Source organism: Polyangium mundeleinium, assembly GCF_028369105.1.
Taxonomy (GTDB): domain Bacteria; phylum Myxococcota_A; class Polyangia; order Polyangiales; family Polyangiaceae; genus Polyangium; species Polyangium mundeleinium.
Map to the genome: position 1 here is coordinate 8,417,188 of NZ_JAQNDO010000001.1, position 20,715 is coordinate 8,437,902.

At 68.7% G+C, this 20,715-nt stretch carries 19 protein-coding genes; 7 read left to right on the top strand and 12 right to left on the bottom strand.

The window, feature by feature from the left end:
* Nucleotides 1-29 precede the first annotated feature (29 nt).
* The 4 genes from rd to POL67_RS33445 form a co-directional block, all read right to left on the bottom strand.
* Complete coding sequence (gene rd, locus POL67_RS33430; protein ID WP_271924629.1) at nt 30-200, bottom strand: rubredoxin; 171 nt, start codon at nt 198-200, stop codon at nt 30-32.
* Nucleotides 201-502: 302 nt separating this feature from the next.
* A complete protein-coding gene (locus POL67_RS33435) occupies nt 503-1,663 on the bottom strand; it encodes a DegT/DnrJ/EryC1/StrS family aminotransferase (RefSeq protein WP_271924631.1) in 1,161 nt (386 codons plus the stop codon).
* 12 nt (nt 1,664-1,675) lie between these two features.
* Complete coding sequence (locus POL67_RS33440) at nt 1,676-2,677, bottom strand: GDP-mannose 4,6-dehydratase (RefSeq protein ID WP_271924633.1); 1,002 nt, start codon at nt 2,675-2,677, stop codon at nt 1,676-1,678.
* Between the two features lie 19 nt (nt 2,678-2,696).
* Complete coding sequence (locus POL67_RS33445; protein WP_271924635.1) at nt 2,697-3,077, bottom strand: hypothetical protein; 381 nt, start codon at nt 3,075-3,077, stop codon at nt 2,697-2,699.
* 224 nt (nt 3,078-3,301) lie between these two features.
* Here POL67_RS33445 and POL67_RS33450 point away from each other — a divergent pair, with 224 nt between their 5' ends.
* Entirely contained in the window at nt 3,302-4,126 is an 825-nt protein-coding gene (locus POL67_RS33450) for an endonuclease/exonuclease/phosphatase family protein (RefSeq protein ID WP_271924637.1), read from the top strand.
* A gap of 36 nt (nt 4,127-4,162) precedes the next feature.
* On the opposite strand, the gene POL67_RS33455 is transcribed toward POL67_RS33450, so the two are convergent.
* Nucleotides 4,163-4,948 (bottom strand): enoyl-CoA hydratase, encoded by a 786-nt coding sequence (locus tag POL67_RS33455; protein ID WP_271924639.1) that lies wholly within the window; start codon nt 4,946-4,948, stop codon nt 4,163-4,165.
* Between the two features lie 5 nt (nt 4,949-4,953).
* Nucleotides 4,954-5,799, bottom strand: a complete 846-nt coding sequence (mazG, locus tag POL67_RS33460; RefSeq protein WP_271924641.1) for a nucleoside triphosphate pyrophosphohydrolase — start codon at nt 5,797-5,799, stop codon at nt 4,954-4,956.
* Between the two features lie 84 nt (nt 5,800-5,883).
* Between mazG and POL67_RS33465 the strand changes: the two genes are divergently transcribed.
* Nucleotides 5,884-7,041, top strand: coding sequence for a hypothetical protein (locus POL67_RS33465; protein ID WP_271924643.1), 1,158 nt, complete (start codon nt 5,884-5,886; stop codon nt 7,039-7,041).
* 51 nt (nt 7,042-7,092) lie between these two features.
* On the opposite strand, the gene POL67_RS33470 is transcribed toward POL67_RS33465, so the two are convergent.
* Both POL67_RS33470 and POL67_RS33475 read right to left on the bottom strand, forming a co-directional pair.
* Entirely contained in the window at nt 7,093-7,731 is a 639-nt protein-coding gene (locus POL67_RS33470) for an FMN-dependent NADH-azoreductase (RefSeq protein ID WP_271924645.1), read from the bottom strand.
* Between the two features lie 51 nt (nt 7,732-7,782).
* The gene (locus POL67_RS33475; RefSeq protein ID WP_271924647.1) at nt 7,783-8,388 is read right to left on the bottom strand and encodes a hypothetical protein; all 606 of its coding nucleotides are present in this window, start codon (nt 8,386-8,388) and stop codon (nt 7,783-7,785) included.
* Nucleotides 8,389-8,588: 200 nt separating this feature from the next.
* On the opposite strand from POL67_RS33475, the gene rlmN reads away from it, so the two are divergent.
* Genes rlmN through POL67_RS33490 form a run of 3 tightly spaced genes read left to right on the top strand, consistent with a single transcriptional unit; the run spans nt 8,589 to nt 13,039 of the window.
* Nucleotides 8,589-9,776 (top strand): dual-specificity RNA methyltransferase RlmN, encoded by a 1,188-nt coding sequence (gene rlmN, locus POL67_RS33480; RefSeq protein ID WP_271924649.1) that lies wholly within the window; start codon nt 8,589-8,591, stop codon nt 9,774-9,776.
* A 49-nt stretch (nt 9,777-9,825) separates the two neighbouring features.
* Nucleotides 9,826-11,220, top strand: a complete 1,395-nt coding sequence (locus POL67_RS33485; protein ID WP_271924652.1) for an acetyl-CoA carboxylase biotin carboxylase subunit — start codon at nt 9,826-9,828, stop codon at nt 11,218-11,220.
* A gap of 16 nt (nt 11,221-11,236) precedes the next feature.
* Complete coding sequence (locus tag POL67_RS33490; RefSeq protein WP_271924653.1) at nt 11,237-13,039, top strand: phospho-sugar mutase; 1,803 nt, start codon at nt 11,237-11,239, stop codon at nt 13,037-13,039.
* Between the two features lie 885 nt (nt 13,040-13,924).
* Here POL67_RS33490 and POL67_RS33495 read toward each other — a convergent pair.
* A complete protein-coding gene (locus POL67_RS33495; protein WP_271924655.1) occupies nt 13,925-15,364 on the bottom strand; it encodes a helix-turn-helix domain-containing protein in 1,440 nt (479 codons plus the stop codon).
* Between the two features lie 201 nt (nt 15,365-15,565).
* Here POL67_RS33495 and aceB point away from each other — a divergent pair, with 201 nt between their 5' ends.
* On the top strand, nt 15,566-17,206 hold the full coding sequence (aceB, locus tag POL67_RS33500) for a malate synthase A (protein WP_271924657.1): 1,641 nt from the start codon (nt 15,566-15,568) through the stop codon (nt 17,204-17,206).
* A gap of 21 nt (nt 17,207-17,227) precedes the next feature.
* Nucleotides 17,228-18,514 carry an isocitrate lyase gene (gene aceA / locus POL67_RS33505; protein ID WP_271924659.1) on the top strand — a complete coding sequence of 429 codons (1,287 nt, stop codon included), beginning with the start codon at nt 17,228-17,230 and terminating at the stop codon, nt 18,512-18,514.
* 14 nt (nt 18,515-18,528) lie between these two features.
* On the opposite strand, the gene murI is transcribed toward aceA, so the two are convergent.
* The 3 genes from murI to POL67_RS33520 are packed head-to-tail and all read right to left on the bottom strand — an operon-like array spanning nt 18,529 to nt 20,698.
* The gene (gene murI / locus POL67_RS33510) at nt 18,529-19,356 is read right to left on the bottom strand and encodes a glutamate racemase (protein WP_271924661.1); all 828 of its coding nucleotides are present in this window, start codon (nt 19,354-19,356) and stop codon (nt 18,529-18,531) included.
* Nucleotides 19,353-19,730: an ACT domain-containing protein gene (locus POL67_RS53805; protein ID WP_271924663.1), complete on the bottom strand. Its 378-nt coding sequence runs from the start codon at nt 19,728-19,730 to the stop codon at nt 19,353-19,355. Before POL67_RS53805 ends, murI begins: the two co-directional genes overlap by 4 nt.
* Complete coding sequence (locus tag POL67_RS33520; RefSeq protein ID WP_271924665.1) at nt 19,727-20,698, bottom strand: homoserine dehydrogenase; 972 nt, start codon at nt 20,696-20,698, stop codon at nt 19,727-19,729. Before POL67_RS33520 ends, POL67_RS53805 begins: the two co-directional genes overlap by 4 nt.
* Nucleotides 20,699-20,715: the final 17 nt, after the last annotated feature.

Below are 20,715 nucleotides of genomic sequence, written 5' to 3' on the forward strand. Positions count from 1 at the left end.
CACGGACCGAGCGACGACGTTATGACGGTTCAATCGTCCATCTGCTCGAAATCGGCCTTCGTCGCTCCGCATTCGGGGCAATACCAGTCGTCTGGGATGTCCGCGAACGCCGTGCCCGGCGCGACGCCGCTGTCCGGATCGCCGATCGCCGGATCGTAGACGTGGGCGCACACGAGGCAGCGGTATTTCTTATTCTTCATCGGCATCGTCCCTCGGGAAGGGGCCCTTATATCCTCGACCCGTCGCGAAGGGTAGCCTCGTGAAAGCCGAGGCTTCGCCACGAGCAGAGCGAGAGGCGCGCCCGCCGCGCCGATTGGAAGGCAAGGGGAACCCGCGGATCCTTCGGCCTCCAACGAAGGATCCGCAGGGTCCTCCGCAACACGCTCGCTCTGGCTGGCGATGCTCCGGATGCATGCGCCACACCTCGCGCTCGTGTTCGCGGTGGCGCTCGGCCTGCACCTCGCCGACAGGCTGCTCGGCGTGTTCTGGCGCCGAACGACCTTCAGCCCGGAACCACTTCGCGCAGCGACGCGTCGAGCGCCGTGCACACCTCGTCGACCTGCGCGTCGGTCATGCGCGGGTAGAGCGGGAGCGTGATCTCGCGGGGGGCAAACGCGTCCGTGCGGGCGAGGTTGTCTCGACGCACACGCTCGGTGGTGCCGTGGAACGAGAAGGCGTGGATCGGCTTGTAATGCACGCTCGTCTGGATCCCACGGGCCTTCATCGCGGCCATCACGGCCTCGCGCGGCGTGCCCTCGGGCAGGAGCACGGGCATGATGTGGTAGGCGCCCTCCCCTACCCCGCGCGCCTCAAAATCGCGGAACGGGACGTGCACACGGCTGATCGCGCCGAGGCGCTCGCGGTAGCGCGTCACGACGGCGCGGCGCATGCGGTTGCCCTCCGCGAGGCGCCCGAGCTGCACGAGGCCGATCGCGCTGCGGATCTCGTCGATGCGGTAGTTCTGCCCCGCGAGGACCACGTCGTAGGAGAACGCGTGCCCCTTGTGGCGCTCGAGCGTGAGCGTCGTCATCCCGTGCGATCGCAGGAGCTTGCAGCGCTGGCGAAGCTCCTCGGTGCGCGCGGCGACCGCGCCGCCCTCCCCGGTCGAGAGGTTCTTGTTCGAGAAGAAGCTGTAGCAGCCGACGTCGCCGATCGTCCCGAGGGCGCGGCCCTTCCAGGTCGCGAGCGGCGCGTGCGCCGCGTCCTCGATCACCGCGACGCCGTGCCGCTCCGCAATCGCGAGGATCGCGTCCATGTCGCACGGGAAGCCGGCGTAATGCACGACCGTGATCGCCTTCGTGCGCTTCGTGATCTTCCGCTCGACGTCCGCGGGATCGATCGTGAGATCGTCCGGCCCGACGATGTCGGCGAGCACGACGTCCGCACCCGTCGTGAGCGCGGCGTTCGCCGTCGCCACGAACGTGAGGCTCGGGCAGATCACCTCGTCGCCGGGCCCGACGCCCACGGCGAGGTAGGCGAGGTGCAGCGCCGCCGTGCAGTTCGTCATGGCGAGCACGCCCGTCGTGCCGAACGCCTCGCCGAGCGCTCGCTCGAAGGCCTGCGTGCGCTCGCCCATCGTGAGCCAACCCGAGGCCACGACGTCGGCCGCGGCTTGGATCTCTTCAGGGCCAAAATGAAGGTCGCAGAGGGGGATCTTCCACATGCTCGGATCCGATCAGATCGCGTACTCGTCCGGCCGATAGTCGGCGATGCGCTCGAGGACGTACGCCCACGTCTTCTGGAGCCCTTCTTCGAGGGTCACGCGCGGCTCGTATCCGACGAGGTCCTTGGCCTTGCGTCCATCGGCAAGCAGGAGTTCGACCTCGCTCGCGTCGGGCCGCACGCGCGCGTCGTCCGTCTCGAGGCGCGCCGGTTTGCCCGAGATCGTGAAGATGAGCTGGGCGAGCTCGCCCATGGAGATCGTCCGGCCGCTGCCCACGTTGATCACCTGCCCGAGGGCCCGATCACTCGCGCCGACCGCGAGGAACCCCGCCACGGTGTCCTCGACGAAGTTGAGGTCGCGCTTCGGCCGCGTGCTGCCCACGCGCACGACGTCGCGGCCGGCCGCGAGCTGCTTCATCACGCTCGGGATGAACGCGCGCGACGACTGGCGCGGGCCGTACGTGTTGAAGGGGCGGATCGTGGCGACGGGCGTGCCGAACGAGAGGAAATAACTTTCGGCGAGTTTGTCCGCGGCGATCTTCGTCGCCGAGTAAGGCGACTGCCCCGTGAGCGGGTGCGCCTCGTCGATCGGCGCATACCGCGCCGATCCGTAGGTCTCGCTCGTCGACGTGTGCACCATGCGGGCGCCGTGCTCGCGCGCCGCTTCGAGCACGTTCAACGTGCCCGACACGTTCGTCGCGACGTACTGGTGCGGGGCCACGTACGAGTAGGGGATCCCGATCAACGCAGCGAGGTGGAAGACCACGTCCGCGCCCCGCACGAGCTTGCGCACGCAGGCGGCATCCTCGACGTTGCCGAGGACGACCTCCACGTTCCCAAGCACGCTCGCGGGGACGCGATCGAGGTGGCCGCGCTGCGAGCTCGACGTGTAGCGGACGAGCGCGCGCACGCTCGCGCCCTCGCGCACGAGGGCCTCCACGAGGTGGCTGCCGATGAAGCCCCCCGCGCCGGTCACGACCACGCGCTTGCCTGCGTAAAACGAGCTCGCTTCCATCACGAGATCCTGCGGCCCCTCACTTCACGATGATGTCGCCGGCCGGCGCGCCCGCGCCTTCGGGCGTGCCCTTGTGGCGGTGCACGCAGAGGCCCTGCTTGCAGTAGCTCTCGGGCGGCGTGGAGCACTGGACCTTGGGCTCCTCGCACTGGCCCTTCTTGTAGTTCTCGGCCATCGGCTTGATCGTGTCGAGCGTCTGCCCGTTCACGGGCTTCGCGCAGCCGGGCCAATCGCTCTGCTTGCAGTCGCCGTCGACGTTGCAGTGCTGTGCCTTGTTGAGGAGGTCGAAGGCCTCCCCCCGGATCTTGTCGCACTCCTTCGGATCCATCTTGCTCGAACACCCGAGCGACGAGAAAAGGGCCAAGCAGGCCAGGGCTCCCAGGGTCACGACGCGTTTCATCGCCTCCGTCCTTTCCCTTCGACGCTTGGGGCTGCGCTCGGACGAGCCGAGCTACGCCCCAAACCCCGTTTCGAGCGCCTTGCTACCACGGCTCGACGCGCACGTCTCGGTCAGCCACGGAGGCCGCGCCCGCGCGCGCGCTCGGAAGACCGAAAAAATTACGCGGCGCGACGCCCCCTCGGCCGCTCGCCTGAGCCGCCATCGTGGCGTAGCCCGGAAGGAGCATGGAACGGCTGCGCGTCCTCACGCTCAACATCTGGAACAAGAAAGGCCCCTGGGAGCGGCGGCTCGAGCTCATCCGCGAAGGGATCCGCCGCCTCTCGCCGGACGTCATCGGGCTGCAAGAGGTCATCCTCTACAACGATCGCACGCAGGCCGACGAGATCCGCGAGGGCCTCGGCTACGACGCCGCCTTCGGCATGGCCCACGATCTCGGCGACGGCATGCATTTCGGCAACGCCGTGCTCTCGCGCTTCCCGATCGAGAAACGCTCGGTGCTGCCGCTGCCCACGGCCGGCGACGAGGAGCGGCGCGCGCTGCTCCACGCGCGCATCCGCACGCCCGCGGGCTCCCTCCCGTTTTTCGTGACGCACCTCAACTGGAAGTTCCACGACGGCGTGGCGCGCGAAGCCCAGGTCCTCTCCATCGCCGAGCACGTGATGCACGAGGCCCCGGTCGGCGCGGATCTTCCTGCGGTGCTCGTCGGCGACTTCAACGCCGTGTCGCACTCGGCGGAGATGCGATTTTTGCTCGGGCTCCAGTCGCTCGGGGGCAAGAGCGTGCACTTCACCGACTGCTTCGAGCACCTCGGCGCGCCCCCGGGCAACACGTTCGACTCGGAGAAGAACCCATACGCCGCGCTGACGCACGAGTTCCCGCGCCGCATCGATTACATCCTCGTGCGCGGGCCTGAGCTCGGCACGGGCCGCGGCAAGCCGCTCTCGGCGGAGGTCGTGATGACGGAGAACCAGGACGGCGTCGCGCCCTCCGATCACTACGGCGTGTTCGCGGAGATCAACGTCCGCGAGCTCGGCCAGCGACTGTACTAGAGCATCGATCGGGCGCCCCGGCGCGCGGGGCTCCGATCACTTGCCCTGAAACGAAGGCTCGCGCTTCTCCATCCAGGCGAGCACGCCCTCCATGCAGTCGGCCGACTGCAGGAGCTTCACCTGCCCGGCCTTCTCGCGATCGAGCGCCTCGTCGATCGTGCTGCCGAGGCTCTTCCGGACGGCGCTCTTGATCTCGGCATACGCGAGCGGCGGCCCCTTCGCGAGGCGCGCGGCGAGCTTCATCGTCTCCCCGCGGAGCTCGGCCGACGGGAGGACGTGGTTCGCGAGGCCGAGCGAGACGGCGTGATCGGCCGTGATGCGATCGCCCGTCAGCATGATCTCCATCGCGCGCCCGAGGCCGACGAGGCGCGGGAGCCAGAACGAGCCACCGCCGTCCGGCATGAGCCCGATCTTCACGAAGCGCTCCTCCAGGTAGGCGTCCTGGCCGAACATCCGAAGATCACACGCGAGCGCGAGATCACAGCCGAAGCCCACGGCCGGGCCCTCGACCATCGCGACGAACGGCTTCGGCGCGTTCACGATCGCGCGAATGATCCCGTGGTAGCGATCCATGATCGCGTCGAAGCCGCCCGCGGCCTGCAGGCTGCCCATCGCGTTCTTGAGATCCGCGCCCGCGCAGAACGCGCCGCCCGCGCCCGTCAGCACCACCGCGCGCACCGACGCGTCTGCGCCGAGCCGCGGCAACGTCTCGAGGAGCGCGCCGAGGAGCTCCGCGTCGAGCGCATTTTTCGCCCGGGGCCTGTTCAACGTGACGACGGCGACGGGGCCTTCGTGCTCGACCAAGAGGACCTGTTCGGACATGCGCTTTACCTACCCGATTTCTTGGACTCCTCCCAGTAGACGTCGAGCTCCTGCAACGTGAGGTGATCCTCCCCGCCCGGATCGGGCCAGCCGCCGTGGCGCTCGCGGACGCGGGCTTCGACGTGGTCGAAGCGGCGCGTGAACTTGTCGATCGTGCGACGCAGCGCGCTCTCGGCGTCCACGTTCACGTGCCGCGCGAGGTTCACCAGCGCGAAGAGCGCATCGCCGAGCTCCGCCTCGATCTCCCCGGCGTCGCCCGTCGCGATCGCCTCGTCGAGCTCGCGGATCTCCTCGGCCACCTTGGCCCGTGATCCCGCGACGTCCGGCCAGTCGAAGCCCACGCGCGCGACCTTCTCCCCGATGCGCTGCGCCCGCACGAGCGCCGGCAAGCTGCGCGGCACGCCCGAGAGAATCCCTTGCTTGGGCTTGTCCGCGCGCTCTTTCGCCTTGATGAGCTCCCAGTTGCGCAAGACCTCGTCCGCGTCCTCGACCGTCGTGTCCGCGAAGACGTGCGGATGCCGCCGCACGAGCTTCTCGCAAATCGCGGCGACCACGTCGTCGGGACCAAACGCCCCCTCCGCGCGCCCGAGCTCCGCCTGGAACACGACCTGCAGGAGCAGATCCCCGAGCTCGCCGCGCAGCTCGCCGCGATCCCCGGTGTCGATCGCGTCGATCACCTCGCACGCCTCTTCGAGCACGTACTTGCGCAGCGTCTCGAACGACTGCTTTCGGTCCCACGGGCAGCCGTCCGGCGCGAGCAGGCGTTGCATGAGCTCGACGAGGCGGGGGAAGGTCTGACCACGCTGCTCTGCGAGCGGGGGGACGACGACAGGATCAAAAGGCCTGGCCATGACGAACCCGTAGCACGCGCGGCCTGCGCCGGCCGTCCTCCTTCCCTCGCCCGCGTCAGCCCGAGGCCGGTTAGCATGCCGCGCGTGAACGCCTCGAAACGACCTTCGCCCGCGCCGGCACGCCCGTGGCGCTGGGCCATCCTCGTCGTCCTCGTCGCCCAGGCCGCGTTTCTCTTTTCCCGAACGCGCCAGGAGGAAGAGCGCGCCTGGGACCCGTTGCGAATGACAAACCCGGGCGTCCATCAACCGATGATCCAGGATCGGGGCATGCTCGGCACGCGCGCGCCTGCGCAGCCTGGGGATCTCGTGGTCTCGCAAGGCAAGGCGCTCGTCGCGGGCCTCGCGACCGACGGGAAACGTGTCTACTTCGGCGAGTCGCTGCTCGGGCAGCGGATCCTCTCGGTCCCCGTGATGGGCGGCGCGGAGACCCTTCTCGGATCGGGGCGCATGCCGCTCGACGTCGCGCTCGGCAAGGACGTGCTCGTCGTCGTGGATGGGGGCGGCCTCATGGTCGACGGGCAAGGTACGATCACGGCTTTCCCGCTCGACGGATCGGGCGAGCCGCGCGTGCTCGCCTCGAGGATCGTGAATCCGACCGCGATGGCGATCTCTGCGACACACGTGTACTGGCTCGACGGGGGCAACGTGGATCGCGACTACGTCGACGGCTTCGTGGCGGGCGCGCCGCTCGCGGGCGGAGCGCACAAGGTGCTCGCGGCGGGCGAGCGCCAGCCGAACGGGCTCGCCGTGGACGCGACGCACGTGTACTGGTCGCGGCGCGACGTGTACAAGCAGGGCGAGGTCGTGCGGATGCCGATCGCGGGGGGCCCGATCGAGGTCGTCTCCCCCGGCCAGGATTGGGTCAAACGCATCACGATCGTCGGCACGGACGTGTACTGGATCTCGGCGAAGGATCTCGCGGGCACGCGCGCCGTCGTGCGAAAGGCGCCCGTCAAAGGCGGCCCGGCGCTCGACGTGGCGGTCGCCGACACGCAAATGTGCGGGATGGCGATCGACGGCGACGCGGTCTACTGGACGGATCCGGGCAACGTCGGAGGAACGAACGCGAGCACGGGCGGGCGCATCCTGAAGCAGCGCCTCACGGGCGGTGAGCCGATCGTCCTCGCGAGCGGGCAGGATCGGCCGTGTTACATCGCGGTCGACGCGACGCACGTCTACTTCAGCACGCGGAGCCTGGAGCGGGTGAAGCGGGCGCCGAAGGACATCGCCTCGGTGCCCTGAGGCGCCCCTCTCCCGCGCGGGAGAGGGGCCTGGGGGTGAGGACGTCGTCCTCTACAGCGTCTTGGCGAGCTCGGCGGCGCGCCCGACGGCCGCGTCGAGCGCCTCTTTCCCGACCTTCGGGCCCATGAGGCCCATCGGCTCGGCGATGATCTCGTGGAACGGGCCGAGGCCCATGAGCCCGAGGATCGTCTTCAGGTAGGGGACTTGAAAATCCCAGGACGCGAACGGCGAGCCCGGCGGATACGCGCCGTCACGCGAGACGAGCAGGACGACGGGGCGCCCGCCGAGCAGGCCCTTGAACTCGCCCTTTTGGACCTCGAACGTGAGGCGCGCCTGCACGACCGCGTCGATCCAGCGCTTGAGCTGCCACGGGATCGAGAGGTTCCACATGGGCGTGGAGAGCACGATCAGGTTCGCCTGGTGGAGCTGATCGGTCCACCGGCTGAGCGCGTTCCAGCGCGTGGCCATCTCCTCGTCGAGGTTGCCCTCGCCGTACAGCATCTCGAACTTGGTCTGGACGTCCCACTCGTCCCAGGCCGGCAGCTTCTCCGCGTCCTTCACGAGGTCGACCTCGACGCGGTGCGCGTCGGGGTTCTTTTCCAGATAAGCGCTGAAAAACGCATCACGAAGCTTGCGCGTCCGCGAGCGCTCGGCCCGCGGAAGCGCGAACAAGTCCAGCACGATCCCCATGACGTTTTTCTCTTCCCCTTGTTCGCGAGATTCGCGAGGCGAGCCCGACGGTCAGGCGACGGCCGCCCACTCGACGTCGAACTCGAGCTGCGATCCTTGCGCGCCGGAGGTGCTCCGGAGACCTCGCGCCAGGTTGCGCACGCCCGCGAGCAGCGGCTCGTTCGACGTGGAGAGCCACGCGCCGCCAATCGCCACCTGCCCGTCGATGTGCACGCGGAAGCTCACCTTCTCGCGCGCCGCCGAGATCTCGAACGTGCCGGCGCCGCGCGTGAGCGCGAAGCGGGCCAGGTCCGAGACGGCCGACTGCAGGAGCATGCCTCGGTTCCACTCCATCCCGAGGTAGACACAGAGGTACCGGACGTAGTTGCGCAGCGTGATCACCGAGATGTCGTCCTTCACGACGATCGTCTTCATCGGCTTCGGCACGGCGCCCATCTCGCGGAGCAGCTTGCGCTCGAGCTCGGTGGCCTCTTCCACGCTGAGCTCGCGGAGGTTGCGCACGAGGAAGCTGATCAGGCTCGCCTTGCCTTCGGAATCCAGCGCGTCGACGTCCTTGTCGGCACGCGCTCCCAGTACCTCCACAGCGGCGTCGAGAGACGAGGCATCGACGTACTTCGTCGCCACTCGCCGCGCTGCCTGGGAAAAGCTCACACCCATGGTGTACTCCCTAGGTCCGTTCTATTTCGGGATTCAACGAGGCTACGACAGATTCCATCACCCGTAAAGCAAACGGGCTCGTGTGTCCGTCCTGGCCGTTTCGACGGGCGATCCCGATGCGTAAGGCGACCCTGTCCTCGCGGTAACTTTTGTTCGCTCCCTTGCCGCTCCGTCTCGCGCGCACTAACCACGACGCCATCGTGAAGCCTGCCGCCCCCGTCCATCCCATCGCGCGTCTCCCCGAAGAATGGCGCGACGCGCTCGCCGCGCGCGGCGAGCGGGCCTTCGCGGCCAAGCAGATCTTCAACTGGATTCACCGCCACGGCGTCGTCGACCCCGCCGCGATGACCAACGTGTCCGCGCGCCTGCGCGCCGCCCTCGCCGAGGAAGGGCTCGGATCGATCGCCGAGATCGTGCACGTCCACCGCTCGGCCGACGGCACGCGCAAGCTCGTCGTGCGCTTGAAGGACGGCGCCACGATCGAGACTGTCCTCCTGCCCGCGGTGAGTGGCCCCGGCGCGCGCCAGGAGTCCGAGATCGACGCCGACGCGGCCGCCGCGGACGACGACGAGGAAGAGGACGACGCGACCACGGAGGAGGCCTTTCGCGGGAAAACCCGCGTGACCCAGTGCATCTCCACGCAGGTCGGCTGCGCGATGGGGTGCGTGTTCTGCGCGAGCGGCGTGGCTGGGTGGAAGCGGCACCTCGGGCCGGAGGAGATCGTCGCGCAGATCCTGCTCGGGCGCGCGCTGCTCGACGAGGATGAGGCGCTGCGGAACGTCGTGTTCATGGGCATGGGCGAGCCGCTGCACAACTACGAGGGCACGGCACGCGCGCTGCGGCTGCTCACGCACCCCGACGGGATCGCGCTCTCCACGCGCCGCGTGACCGTCTCGACCTCGGGCCTCGTCCCGGAGATCGCGCGGCTCGGTCGTGATTTCAATGGGCAGATCGCGCTCGCCATCTCGCTGCACGCGGCCGACGACGAGAGCCGCTCGGCGCTGATGCCCATCAACAAGAAGTACCCGATCGCGGAGCTGCTCGCGGCGCTCAAGGCCTACCCGATGCAACGGCGAAGGCGCATCACGATCGAGTACACGCTCGTCTCCGGGAAAAACGACGACGTGGCCGAGGCGAACAAACTCGCGCGGCTGCTCCGGGGCGTGCCGGTGAAGATCAATTTGATCCCGATGAACCCGATCGAGGCCTCGACGCTCGGGCCGCCCGAGATGACGCGCGTCTTCGCGTTCCAGAAGGCCCTCGTGGGCGCGGGTTACTCGTGCTTCATCCGGCGCCGGCGCGGGGACGATGTCTCGGCCGCGTGCGGGCAGCTCGTGCTGCTCGGGGCGAAGCCGAAGGTCAAGGCATTCAGGAACTCGGCGTCGTAGATCGACCGCGCTTGACGTCTCGCGGTCCCACGCGCACATCGCTGGGACCGTGTTCGAAAAGATCCTCATCGCCAACCGCGGCGAGATCGCCTGCCGCGTCGCCCGCACCTGCAAACGCCTCGGGATTGCCGTCGTCGCCGTCTACTCGGACGCCGACGCGAACGCCCCGCACGTCCGCATGGCCGACGAAGCCGTGCGGATCGGACCGCCGCCCGTCAAGGACAGCTATCTCTCGATGGACGCGGTCATCGCCGCGGCCAAGCAGACCGGCGCGCGCGCGATCCACCCCGGCTACGGCCTGCTCAGCGAGAAAGAGGCCTTCTGCCGCGCCGTGAACGACGCCGGCATCGTCTTCATCGGCCCGCGCCCCGAGGCGCTCGACGCCTTCGGCGACAAGATCAAGGCGCGCGAGGTGGCCAAGCGCGTCGGCGTCTCGCCGCCGCCGGGCACGGACGGGCCGATCGCCGCGGACGACGTGGAGTTCGCCACGCGCGAGGCCGAGCGCATCGGCCTGCCGATCCTGGTCAAGGCCGCGGGCGGCGGCGGCGGCATCGGGATGCAGATCGTCGAGGACCTCGGAAAACTCCCGCGCGCGCTCACGGCTTGCTCGGATCGCGGCAAGAGCGCGTTTGGCGACGCGCGCGTTTACCTCGAGCGGTACATGCGCGCGCCCAAGCACATCGAGGTGCAGATCCTGGCCGACACGCACGGCAACGTGGTCGCGCTCGGCGAGCGCGAGTGCAGCGTGCAGCGCCGGCACCAGAAGATCGTGGAGGAGAGCCCCTCGCCGGCGCCGTTTTTCCAGGGCGAAGCGGGCGAGGCCAAACGGAAGGATCTCTTCGAGCAGGCCAAGCGGATCGTGCAGAGCGTCGGGTACGTCGGCGCCGGCACGGTCGAGTTCGTCGCTTCGGGCGACGGTGAAATCTTCTTCCTCGAGGTCAACGCGCGGCTCCAGGTCGAGCACTGCGTGACCGAGATGGTCTGGGGGATCGACCTCGTCGAGCAGCAGATCCGCGTCGCCGCCGGGGAGCGCCTCGCGCCCGAGGTGCTCGCGGCCGAGGGGCGAGGGCACTCGATCGAGGCGCGCGTCTACGCCGAGGATCCTGCGAAAAAGTTCGCCCCGCAGCCCGGGCGTATCGCCAAGCTCGTGTGGGCTCCGGCCGGCGGGGATTTGCGGATCGAGACCGGGGTCGAGGAGGGCTCGGAGGTCACGCCCTTCTACGATCCGATGATCGCCAAGGTCGTCGCGTCCGGCCGGAGCCGCGCCGAGGCGATCGCCCGGCTCGACGAGGCGCTCGCCCTGACCACGCTCGAGCTCGTGGGGCCTGCCGGGCAGGCGGCGACGAACCTGCCGTTCCTGCGCCAGGTGCTGGCGTCGGAGGCGTTCGTGGGCGGCCGGTACGACACGCTCTTCGCGGAGGCGCTCGCGAAAGAGAAGCGGTGATACAACTCTCCGCACGATGACCGACCTCCTCCCGCGCGCCCAACGCTGGCTCGAAGCCGACCCCGATCCCGAGACCCGCGCCGAGCTCACCCGCCTGACGGAGCTCGCCTCCTCCGCCGAAGATCCGGCGCAGAAGGCGAGCGCGCTACGGGAGCTCGCCGAGCGCTTCGCGGGCCCGCTCGAGTTCGGCACGGCTGGGCTCCGAGGCGTCATCGGCGCGGGCGAGACGCGCATGAACCGCGCGGTCGTATTGCGGACGTCGGCCGGGCTCGCGCGGTATCTCCTCGCGGCGGACGAGGCTGCCGCGCGCGCGCGAGGGGTCGTGATTGGCTACGACGGCCGGCGGATGAGCCGCGAGTTCGCCGAGGACACCGCGTGCACCCTCGCCGCGGCGGGCATCCCGGCGATCCTCTCGCCGATCCCCTGCCCCACGCCCGTCACGGCGTACGCGGTGAATGAGCTCGGGGCTGTGGCCGGCGTCATGATCACGGCCAGCCACAACCCGCCCGAGTACAACGGCTACAAGGTCTACTGGGGCAACGGCGCGCAGATCATCCCGCCGCACGACAAGGGCATCGCGGCCGCGATCGACGCTTCCCCGGCGGCGAAGGACGTGCCTCGGATGGACCTCGACGAGGCCCGCGCGAAGGGGCTCGTTCGTTCGTTCCCGAACGATCTCGACGATCGGTATCTTGCCGCGATCGCCGCGCTCTCCGTGCGGGGCGACGGGGATCGTTCGCTCGCGATCGTGTACACGCCGCTGCACGGCGTGGGGAATCGGCTCGTGCGGGCGGCGCTCGCGGCGGCGGGGTTTTCCCGGGTCACGACCGTGCCCGAGCAGGCGGAGCCGGACGGCGCGTTCCCGACCGTGGCGTTCCCGAACCCCGAGGAGAAGGGCGCGATGGATCTGTCCTTCGCGCTCGCGGAGCGTGAGGGCGCGACGCTCATCCTGGCGAACGATCCCGACGTCGATCGCCTCGCCGTCGCCGTGCGCCGCCCCGAGGGCGGATACACGCAGCTCACGGGCAACCAGGTCGGCACGCTGCTCGGCCATTACCTGCTCACGCGCACGCCGGCTTGTTTGTCGGACGATGCCCCTGTCGAGGGCGCTCAGAAGAAGCTCGTGATCGCGTCGATCGTCTCGTCGCCCATGCTTGGCGCGATCGCGCGCGCGCACGGGGTTCGGTACGAGGAGACGCTGACCGGCTTCAAGTGGATCGCGAATCGCGCGATGGATCTCGAACGCGCGGAGGGCGCGGCGTTCGTCTTCGGGTACGAGGAGGCGCTCGGGTACACGGTGGGCACGCTCGTGCGTGACAAGGATGGCATTGGCGCGGCGCTCGTCTTTGCCGAGCTCGCGAGCGTGATTCAGGCCGGCGGCAAGAGCGTGCTCGACGAGCTCGAAGCCCTCTCGCGCCGGTATGGCCTCTACGCGAGTGGGCAGCGCTCGGTGACCTTGCCGGGCACCGAGGGCGTTGCGCAGATCCAGGCCGCGATGGATCGGCTGCGTGCGTCGAAGCCCTCGCGCGTTGGCGCGCTCGCCGTGCTTGCGCTCTCGGATTTCCAGGCGCAGGTCCGCACGTTCCCGGACGGCCGCACCGAGCCGCTCACGCTCCCGAAGAGCAACATGATCGCGCTGGATCTCGAGGGTGGCAGCCGCATCATCGCGCGACCGAGCGGGACCGAGCCCAAGATCAAATTCTACTTCGACATCCGCGAGCCCATCACGCCGGGCGAGGCCATCTCCGCGGCCGAAGAACGCGCGAAGACGCGCATGACCGACCTCGAAAAAGCGCTCTCCGCCCTCGTCGGCATCTGACCTGCCATCGGTCTCATCTGGGAAGCGCCGCCGCCGGGGCGCCGCCCCGGACCCCGCGAGGGGCTGTCCGCCCCCTCGACCCCGGACCAGCCAGGGGCTGGACCCAGGGTTGAAAAACTGCGCGGTGCGCAGTTTTTCAAACAGGCCGACGAAGAAGCCGGGGTGCCAGCAGAGGCCGCAGCGCTGACAGGTCGGCGGCCAACGCCTCGTCGCATGACGTCGTGTCGTGACGTGATGGCCTCAAGTGCCAAACAGCACGGCTCCGTCCCACCACGTGATGGAGCCGTAGGTCTTCGGTGATGGGGCCGTAGGTCTAAGGCGATGAGCCTATGGTCTCCCGCATCGTGCCCATCTCTCGACGCCACGAGCCCGCCGCGCCTTCCATCGCCCCCGTTCCTCCAAGGCACGGCCTCGTACCTCCGGAGGCTCGGCCGCACGCCCCAGAGACACGTCCCCGTCCCTCCAAGGCACGGCCTCGTACCTCCGGAGGCTCGGCCGCATGCCCCAGAGACACGTCCCCGTCCCTCCAAGGCACGGCCTCGTACCTCCGGACCATGCCCCCCATCCCTCGCACACACGTCCCCGTCGCCTTTTGGCTCGGCCCCCCAAGCTTGAAGACACGGCCTCATCGATGAACTGCGTATCGCGCAGCTCATCGAACCGACGCCAGCGAACCCCCCCATGGTCTTGCCAACGGCCCCCTGGACGGCCACGCGCCTGTCTCGGTTGGCAACCCCGCTGCTGGTCTTGCCCGGGCCTGTTTGAAAAACTGCGCGGAGCGCAGTTTTTCAACCCTGGGTCCAGCCCCTGGCTGGTCCGGGTCGAGGGGCGGACAGCCCCTCGTCGGGTCCGGGGTGAAACCCCGGCGCTACGCTCCCCCAAACCTCATCGCTTCGGCGTGGGCCCGAAAAAGCTCACGCCGCGCAGGTTCTCGTCGATCCGGAGGGGGTGCTGCATCGGCGGGAAGACGCGTTGCTCGCAGTCGTGGTGCTCGCAGAGCCTGCACGTCACGCCTACGGGAACGAGGGCTTCGTGGCTCTCCACGTCGACGCCGTCGGAATACACGAGCTCTTTGGCGAACCTTGCCTCGCAGCCGATGCTCACGGAGAGCATCGAGTGGGGCGCGTGGTAGCCGCCGCGATCGTTGCGCACGGTCCTTGCGACGCAGAAGTACCTCGTCCCGTCGGTCATGCGGGAGAGCTGCACCCGGATCATCCCTGGGGTCAGGAACGCCGTGTGGACGGCCCAGCGAGGGCAGGCGCCGTTGAAGCGCGCGAAGCGGATGCCGGAGCCGCTGAAGCGTTTGGAGATGTTGCCGGCGATGTCGATGCGCAGGAAGTGGAAGGGCACGCCCTCGGCGCTTGGCCGGCGCAGGGTGGTCAGGCGGTGGCAGACTTGCTCGAAGCTCGTGCCGAAGCGGTGGGCCAGGAGCTCGATGTCGTATCGCTCGGCGCGCGCGGCCTCGTAGAACGGCACGTAGGGCATGAGCAGCGCGGCGGCGAAGTAGTTGGCGAGTGCTACGCGGGCGAGCGCGCGTGATTCCGGGTTGGAGAGACCGCTCTCGCTTTCGAGCAGCCTGTCGATGGTGTCGCTTGCCGAGAGCAGGCCGATCTGGTGCGCGAGCTGGAAGCGCCGGCTGCGCGGCGGCAGAAGCTCGGACAGACTGAGGCGCCGTGCTTCGCGATCGTAGCGGCGCATGGCCTTGCGTTCGTCGGCGACGTGCAGCAGGCGGACATCGACGCCGTGCTCCTGATCGAGGTAGCGCACGAGCGAACGGTAGACGTCGTCGGATTCGAGCCTGCTGCGGGCGCGGACTTCGTCGGCGGCGTCCTCGAGCGTGGGGAAGTGGTTCATGTGCCGCTGGATCAGGTCGTTGACCTCTTCCGTGGGCAATCGCGTGGGCTCCATGCCGGCCACGCCTTCGCCTCCTTCGAGCCGCTCGGACAGTGTTTCGGCGGATTCTCGGGTATCGCGATAGGCGCGATAGAGGGCGATGACGGCTTTTGCGAGGGCGGGCGAGCTGCCTGCGAGCTCCTTCAGATCGCTCGTCGTCACGTTGTGGTTGTCGAAGAGCGGATCACCGAAGGCTTCGCGTAGATCCGAGACGATCGAGACGTCTCCGCTTGTCCCGAACGTGGACAGGTCGAGTTCGAAGAGCTGCGCCAGCTTGATGAGCATGGGCGCTGTGAGGGGGCGCCGGTTGTTCTCGATCAGGTTGAGGTAGCTCGGAGAGATCCCCAGCCGATCGGCCAGTTGCCCCTGCGTCATGTTTTCGCGTCGACGCAGCGCCCTCACCTTTCCGCCCAGCATCGTATTTTCGGCCATAGCGCAAAGCGGCGGAGCTCTTGCGGTTTGCTCGGTGACCGCCAAAGGGAGTTTACAATCTTTACAAGCGTGACTGCAAGTCAAACGTTGGAACCGTACATACGTAACATCATGAATTTGTTTCGTTCATTGACGACAGAAGGCAAACGCCAAATAGTTCTTATGTCACGACGCGCAGCGTTGGACGCGGAGCGTTGAGCCATGCACGGAACCTCCTCGCAGGTCGCCATCCTCGGTCCGAACACCCCCTCCCAGGGCGATGTGCTCACGCCCGAGGCGCTTCGCTTCATAACCGACCTCACGCGCGCCTTTCGCGGGCGCATCGACGCGCTCCTCGCCCGGCGAGCCGAGCGGCGCGCGCGCTTCCTCGCCGGCGAGCGCCCCGATTTCCTCGAAGAGACGGCCGAGCTCCGCGCCGCCCCTTGGTCCGTCGCGGCCATCCCCGACGACATCCAGGATCGACGCGTCGAGATCACCGGCCCCGTCGACCGGAAGATGATCATCAATGCCCTGAACTCCGGCGCGAACGTGTTCATGGCCGACTTCGAAGACGCGACGTCGCCGACATTCGCGAACCTCGTCGAAGGGCAAAAAAATCTCGCCGACGCCGTGCGGGGCTCGATCGGCTACGTCGATCCCACGTCGGGCAAGTCGTACACGCTCGGAGAACGAACGGCCGTCCTCTTCGTTCGACCGCGCGGGCTGCACCTGCCGGAGAAACACGTGCTCGTGGACGGTCTCCCCGTGCCCGGGTCGCTCTTCGATTTCGGCCTGTACTTCTTTCACAACGCCAGCGCCCTCGTGGAGCGCGGCAAGCGCCCCTATTTCTACCTGCCGAAGCTCGAGAGCCACCTCGAGGCGCGCCTCTGGAACGACGTCTTTTTGCGCGCGCAGGCCGAGCTGGATCTGCCGCCCGGCACCCTTCGCGCCACCGTGCTCATCGAGACGCTGCCCGCTGCGTTCGAGATGGACGAGATCCTCTACGAGCTGCGCGACCACTCGGCCGGGCTGAACTGCGGCCGCTGGGACTACATCTTCAGCTTCATCAAGAAGCTCGGCTCCGATCCGGCATTCATCCTGCCAGACCGTGGCCTGATCACGATGGATCGTCCGTTCCTGAAGGCCTACACGGACCTCGTCGTCAAGACGTGCCACCGCCGCGGCGCACACGCGATGGGCGGAATGGCCGCGCAGATCCCGATCAAAGGCGACGAAGCGCGCGGCCGCGCCGCCCTGGACAAGGTTCGAGCGGACAAACTCCGCGAGGTGCACGCGGGACACGACGGGACGTGGGTCGCGCACCCGGGGCTCGTGCCGATCGCGCGCCAGATCTTCGACGCGCACATGGACGGACCCAACCAGCTCGACGTGAAGCGCGAAGACGTGAACGTCCACGCGGAGGATCTGCTGCGTGTCCCCGACGGTCCGCGCACCGAGGCGGGGCTCCGGCACAACATCAAGGTCGGCATCCTCTACATCGAGGCATGGCTACGCGGCGTGGGATGCGTGCCGCTCTACGACCTGATGGAAGACGCCGCGACGGCCGAGATCTGCCGCGCGCAAGTCTGGCAGTGGCAACACCACGGCGTGTCCGTCGAGGGCACGCCGCTCGATCACGCGCGGCTCGTCCGGACGATCGACGAGACGATGGAAGAGCTCGCAAAGGAGCGCGGCGCCGAGGCCTTCGCCCACGGTCGCTTCGAGGAAGCCCGCGAGCTCTTCACCACGCTGACCACCTCGGAGGAGCTCGAGGAGTTCCTCACGCTGCCCGCGTACGAACGTCTCCTCGCCCTGTCTTCCAATTTGGCGGGGAAAACCGACACGTCGCCCGTCGCCGCATGAACCGCTGAAGGAGAGAGACCCATGTCCGTCGCGTATCCGCTTCCCGTTCGATCGTCCGCTGTCCCCAGCAACGGCCTCGTGCCGAACCGCTGGGAAGGCATCGCCCGTCCGTACACGGAGGCCGACGTCGAGCGCCTGCGCGGCTCGTTCCACATCGAGCACACGATCGCGAAGCTCGGCGCGCAGCGGCTCTGGGAGCTCTTGCACACCGAGGACTACGTGGCAGCGCTCGGCGCCCTGACGGGCAACCAGGCCATGCAGCAGGTGCGCGCCGGGCTGAAGGCGATCTACCTGAGCGGCTGGCAGGTCGCGGCGGACGCAAACCTCGCAGGCGAGATGTACCCGGATCAGAGCCTCTACCCGGCCAACAGCGTCCCGAGCGTGGTGCGACGGATCAACCAAGCCCTGCTCCGCGCCGACCAGATCGAGCACGCCGAGGGCAAACGAGAGCGGCACTGGCTCGCGCCGATCGTGGCCGACGCAGAGGCCGGCTTCGGCGGGCCGCTGAACGCCTTCGAGCTGATGAAGGGGATGATCGAGGCCGGCGCCGCAGGCGTGCATTTCGAGGACCAGCTCGCCTCGGAGAAGAAGTGCGGCCACATGGGCGGCAAGGTGCTGGTGCCGACGAGCCAGTTCGTCCGGACGCTCGTGGCCGCGCGGCTCGCGTCGGACGTGATGGGCGTGCCAACGCTCCTCGTGGCCCGCACGGACGCCGACAGCGCGAAGCTGCTGACGAGCGACGTGGATCCGCGAGATCGCCCGTTCCTGACAGGGCAGCGCACGCCCGAGGGATTCTTCCAGTTCAAGGGCGGGCTCGACGCAGCCATCGCGCGCGCGCTCGCCTACGCGCCCTACGCAGACATGATCTGGTGCGAGACGAGCACGCCGGACCTCGACGAAGCGCGCAAGTTCGCCGAGAGCGTCCACGAAAAGTTCCCGGGCAAGCTGCTCGCCTACAACTGCTCGCCGTCCTTCAACTGGAAGAAGAATCTCGACGATCTGACGATCGCAAAGTTCCAGCGCGAGCTCGGCGCGCTGGGCTACAAGTTCCAGTTCGTCACGCTGGCCGGCTTCCACGCGCTGAACCACGGGATGTACGAGCTCGCCCGCGAGTACAAAGTGCGCGGCATGAGCGCCTACTCGGAGCTGCAGCAAGCCGAGTTCGCCGCAGAGAAAGCCGGCTACACGGCCACGCGCCACCAACGCGAGGTAGGCACAGGCTACTTCGATCAGGTCGCGCAGGTCGTCTCAGGCGGCCTCGCCTCGACACTCGCGCTGAACGAGTCGACCGAAGCCCACCAGTTCTAGAAGGACGAAGGCTTCTAAAGATCGATCTGGTGCACGTCGCCGAGTGGTTCGCCCAAGAATCGCTCGGCGACGGTGGAAAAGCTCTTCGGGAGATCCGTCACGAAGAGCTCGAGCTTGCCCCGCGTCGTCCGCGTCGTCCGTTGTCCTCGCTCCGCGAGGAACGTCGAGACGTCGTCCGCCGTCGCCGACGCGCTGTCCACAATCGGAATCGGCTTGCCCGCGATCGAGGCCGCTTCAGCCTCGATCACCTGTTGGAGCAGGGGGAAATGCGTGCATCCGAGCACCACGCAGCGCGCCCCCGCGCGCACCAGCGGTTCGAGGTAACGCTGCGAGACGAGCCGCGGCACCTCGCCTTCGAGCCACCCCTCCTCCGCCAGCGAGACGAGCAGCGGCGCAGGCTGGCCAAACACCTCGGTCCGCGTAGAGAGCGAAGCAACCGCGCGCGGATACGCGCCCGAGGTGATCGTCCCCGTCGTGCCGAGCACACCCACCGCCCCGCCCTCCGCCGCCGCGACCGCCGCCCGCGCGCCCGGCACGATCACGCCGAGCACGGGCCTATCGAGCTCCACGCGCAGCATGTCGAGCGCCACGGCGCTGACCGTGTTGCACGCGACCACGATCGCCTTCACGCCGCGATTCACGAGGACCCGCGCGCACCCGAGCGCGTAACGCACGACCGTCTCCGCAGATCGCGTCCCGTAAGGCACGCGCGCCGTGTCACCGAGGTAGACGATGTCCTCCGCAGGGCACCGCGCACGAAGCGCGCGCACGACGGTCAACCCGCCGAGGCCGGAGTCGAAGACGCCAAGCGGTGCGTCGGGATCCAGGTGCGAGGTCGTCACGAGACCTCGATGCGGTACAGGCGCGGCGGCGCGGCGAAGAGCCCCTCCGCGCGCATCCGTTCGAGCGCAGCCGTCACGTTCCCTTCCCGCGCCACGTGGGTGATGACCACGATGTCCACGGGATCCCCCGGCGTCGCGGGGCGCTCCGGCTGCACCATCTGCTCCAGGCTCACGCCGAGCTCCCCGAGCCCGCCCGCAATCCGCGCCATGAGCCCCGGCCGCTCCGGCGCCGAGAGGCGCAAGTAATACCGCGTCTCGACGTCCTCCTGCGGCTTGAGCGGGCGCGGCTCCATCGCAATGCCCCGCGTGAGCAGCCCCGACGCGCCCGCCACGATCGAGCGCCCGACGTCGAGGATGTCACTCACCACGCTCACGGCCGTCGCAGATCACCAGCGCCACGGCCATAAAGCATGCACGGGCCGAGCGCGCGGCCTTCGAGCAGGATCGCGTTCAAGACGCCCGACACGTTCGCGAGCACGCTCGTCTTCGGGATGAGCGTCGGATGCACACGGAGCTCGATCGCGTCGCCGAAATCACGGCCGATCGCGAGGTGCTTGATCACGTAGCCGAAGCGCTCGGCATACCGATGATCCCGCTCCTCGATGCCCTCGATCCCCTCGACGTGGAGCGCGCTCGCCGGGACGCGCGCGCCGAAGGCCAGCATCGCCAGCACGCAGAGCTTGTGCGCGGCGTCGTGGCCACCGGTGTCGAGCGAGGGATCGGCCTCGGCGTAGCCCTTCGCCTGGGCCTCGCGCACGGCCTCGTCGAGGCTGAGCCCGCCCTCGCGCATGCGCCCGAGCACGTAGTTGCAGGTGCCGTTGACGATACCCGCGAGCCGCTCGACCCAGTCGCTCGCGAACGCCTCGCGCAGGGTGCGGATGATGGGGATGCCGCCGCCGACGGCGCCCTCGAACGCGAGATCGGTCCCGCGCGCGATCGCAAGGTCGACAAGGCGCGGCCCATGCTTGGCCAGGAGCAGCTTGTTCGCCGTGACGACGCCCTTGCCCGCCGAGATCGCGCGCTCCACGAGCTCGAGCGCAGCCCCCTCGCCGCCCATCACCTCGACGACGACGTCGATCTCCGGGTCGTCGACGACGTCCTCGGGGCGCGTGGTGATCCAGCGCGGATCACAAGCGACGACGCGCTCTTTCCGGGGATCACGGACGAGCACGCGGCGCACTTCGAGGGGCGCGCCGACCCGGCCTTCGAGCCACCGCGCGTTCGCCGCGCAGAGCTCGAGCACGCCGCCGCCCACCGTGCCGCACCCGAGCAGGCCGAGTCGGATCGATCCACGCCGCGGAGACGTCGTCGAGGGGTCCTCGGCGTTCGCAGGGCCACGCATGGGCGCGGAGCTTAGCA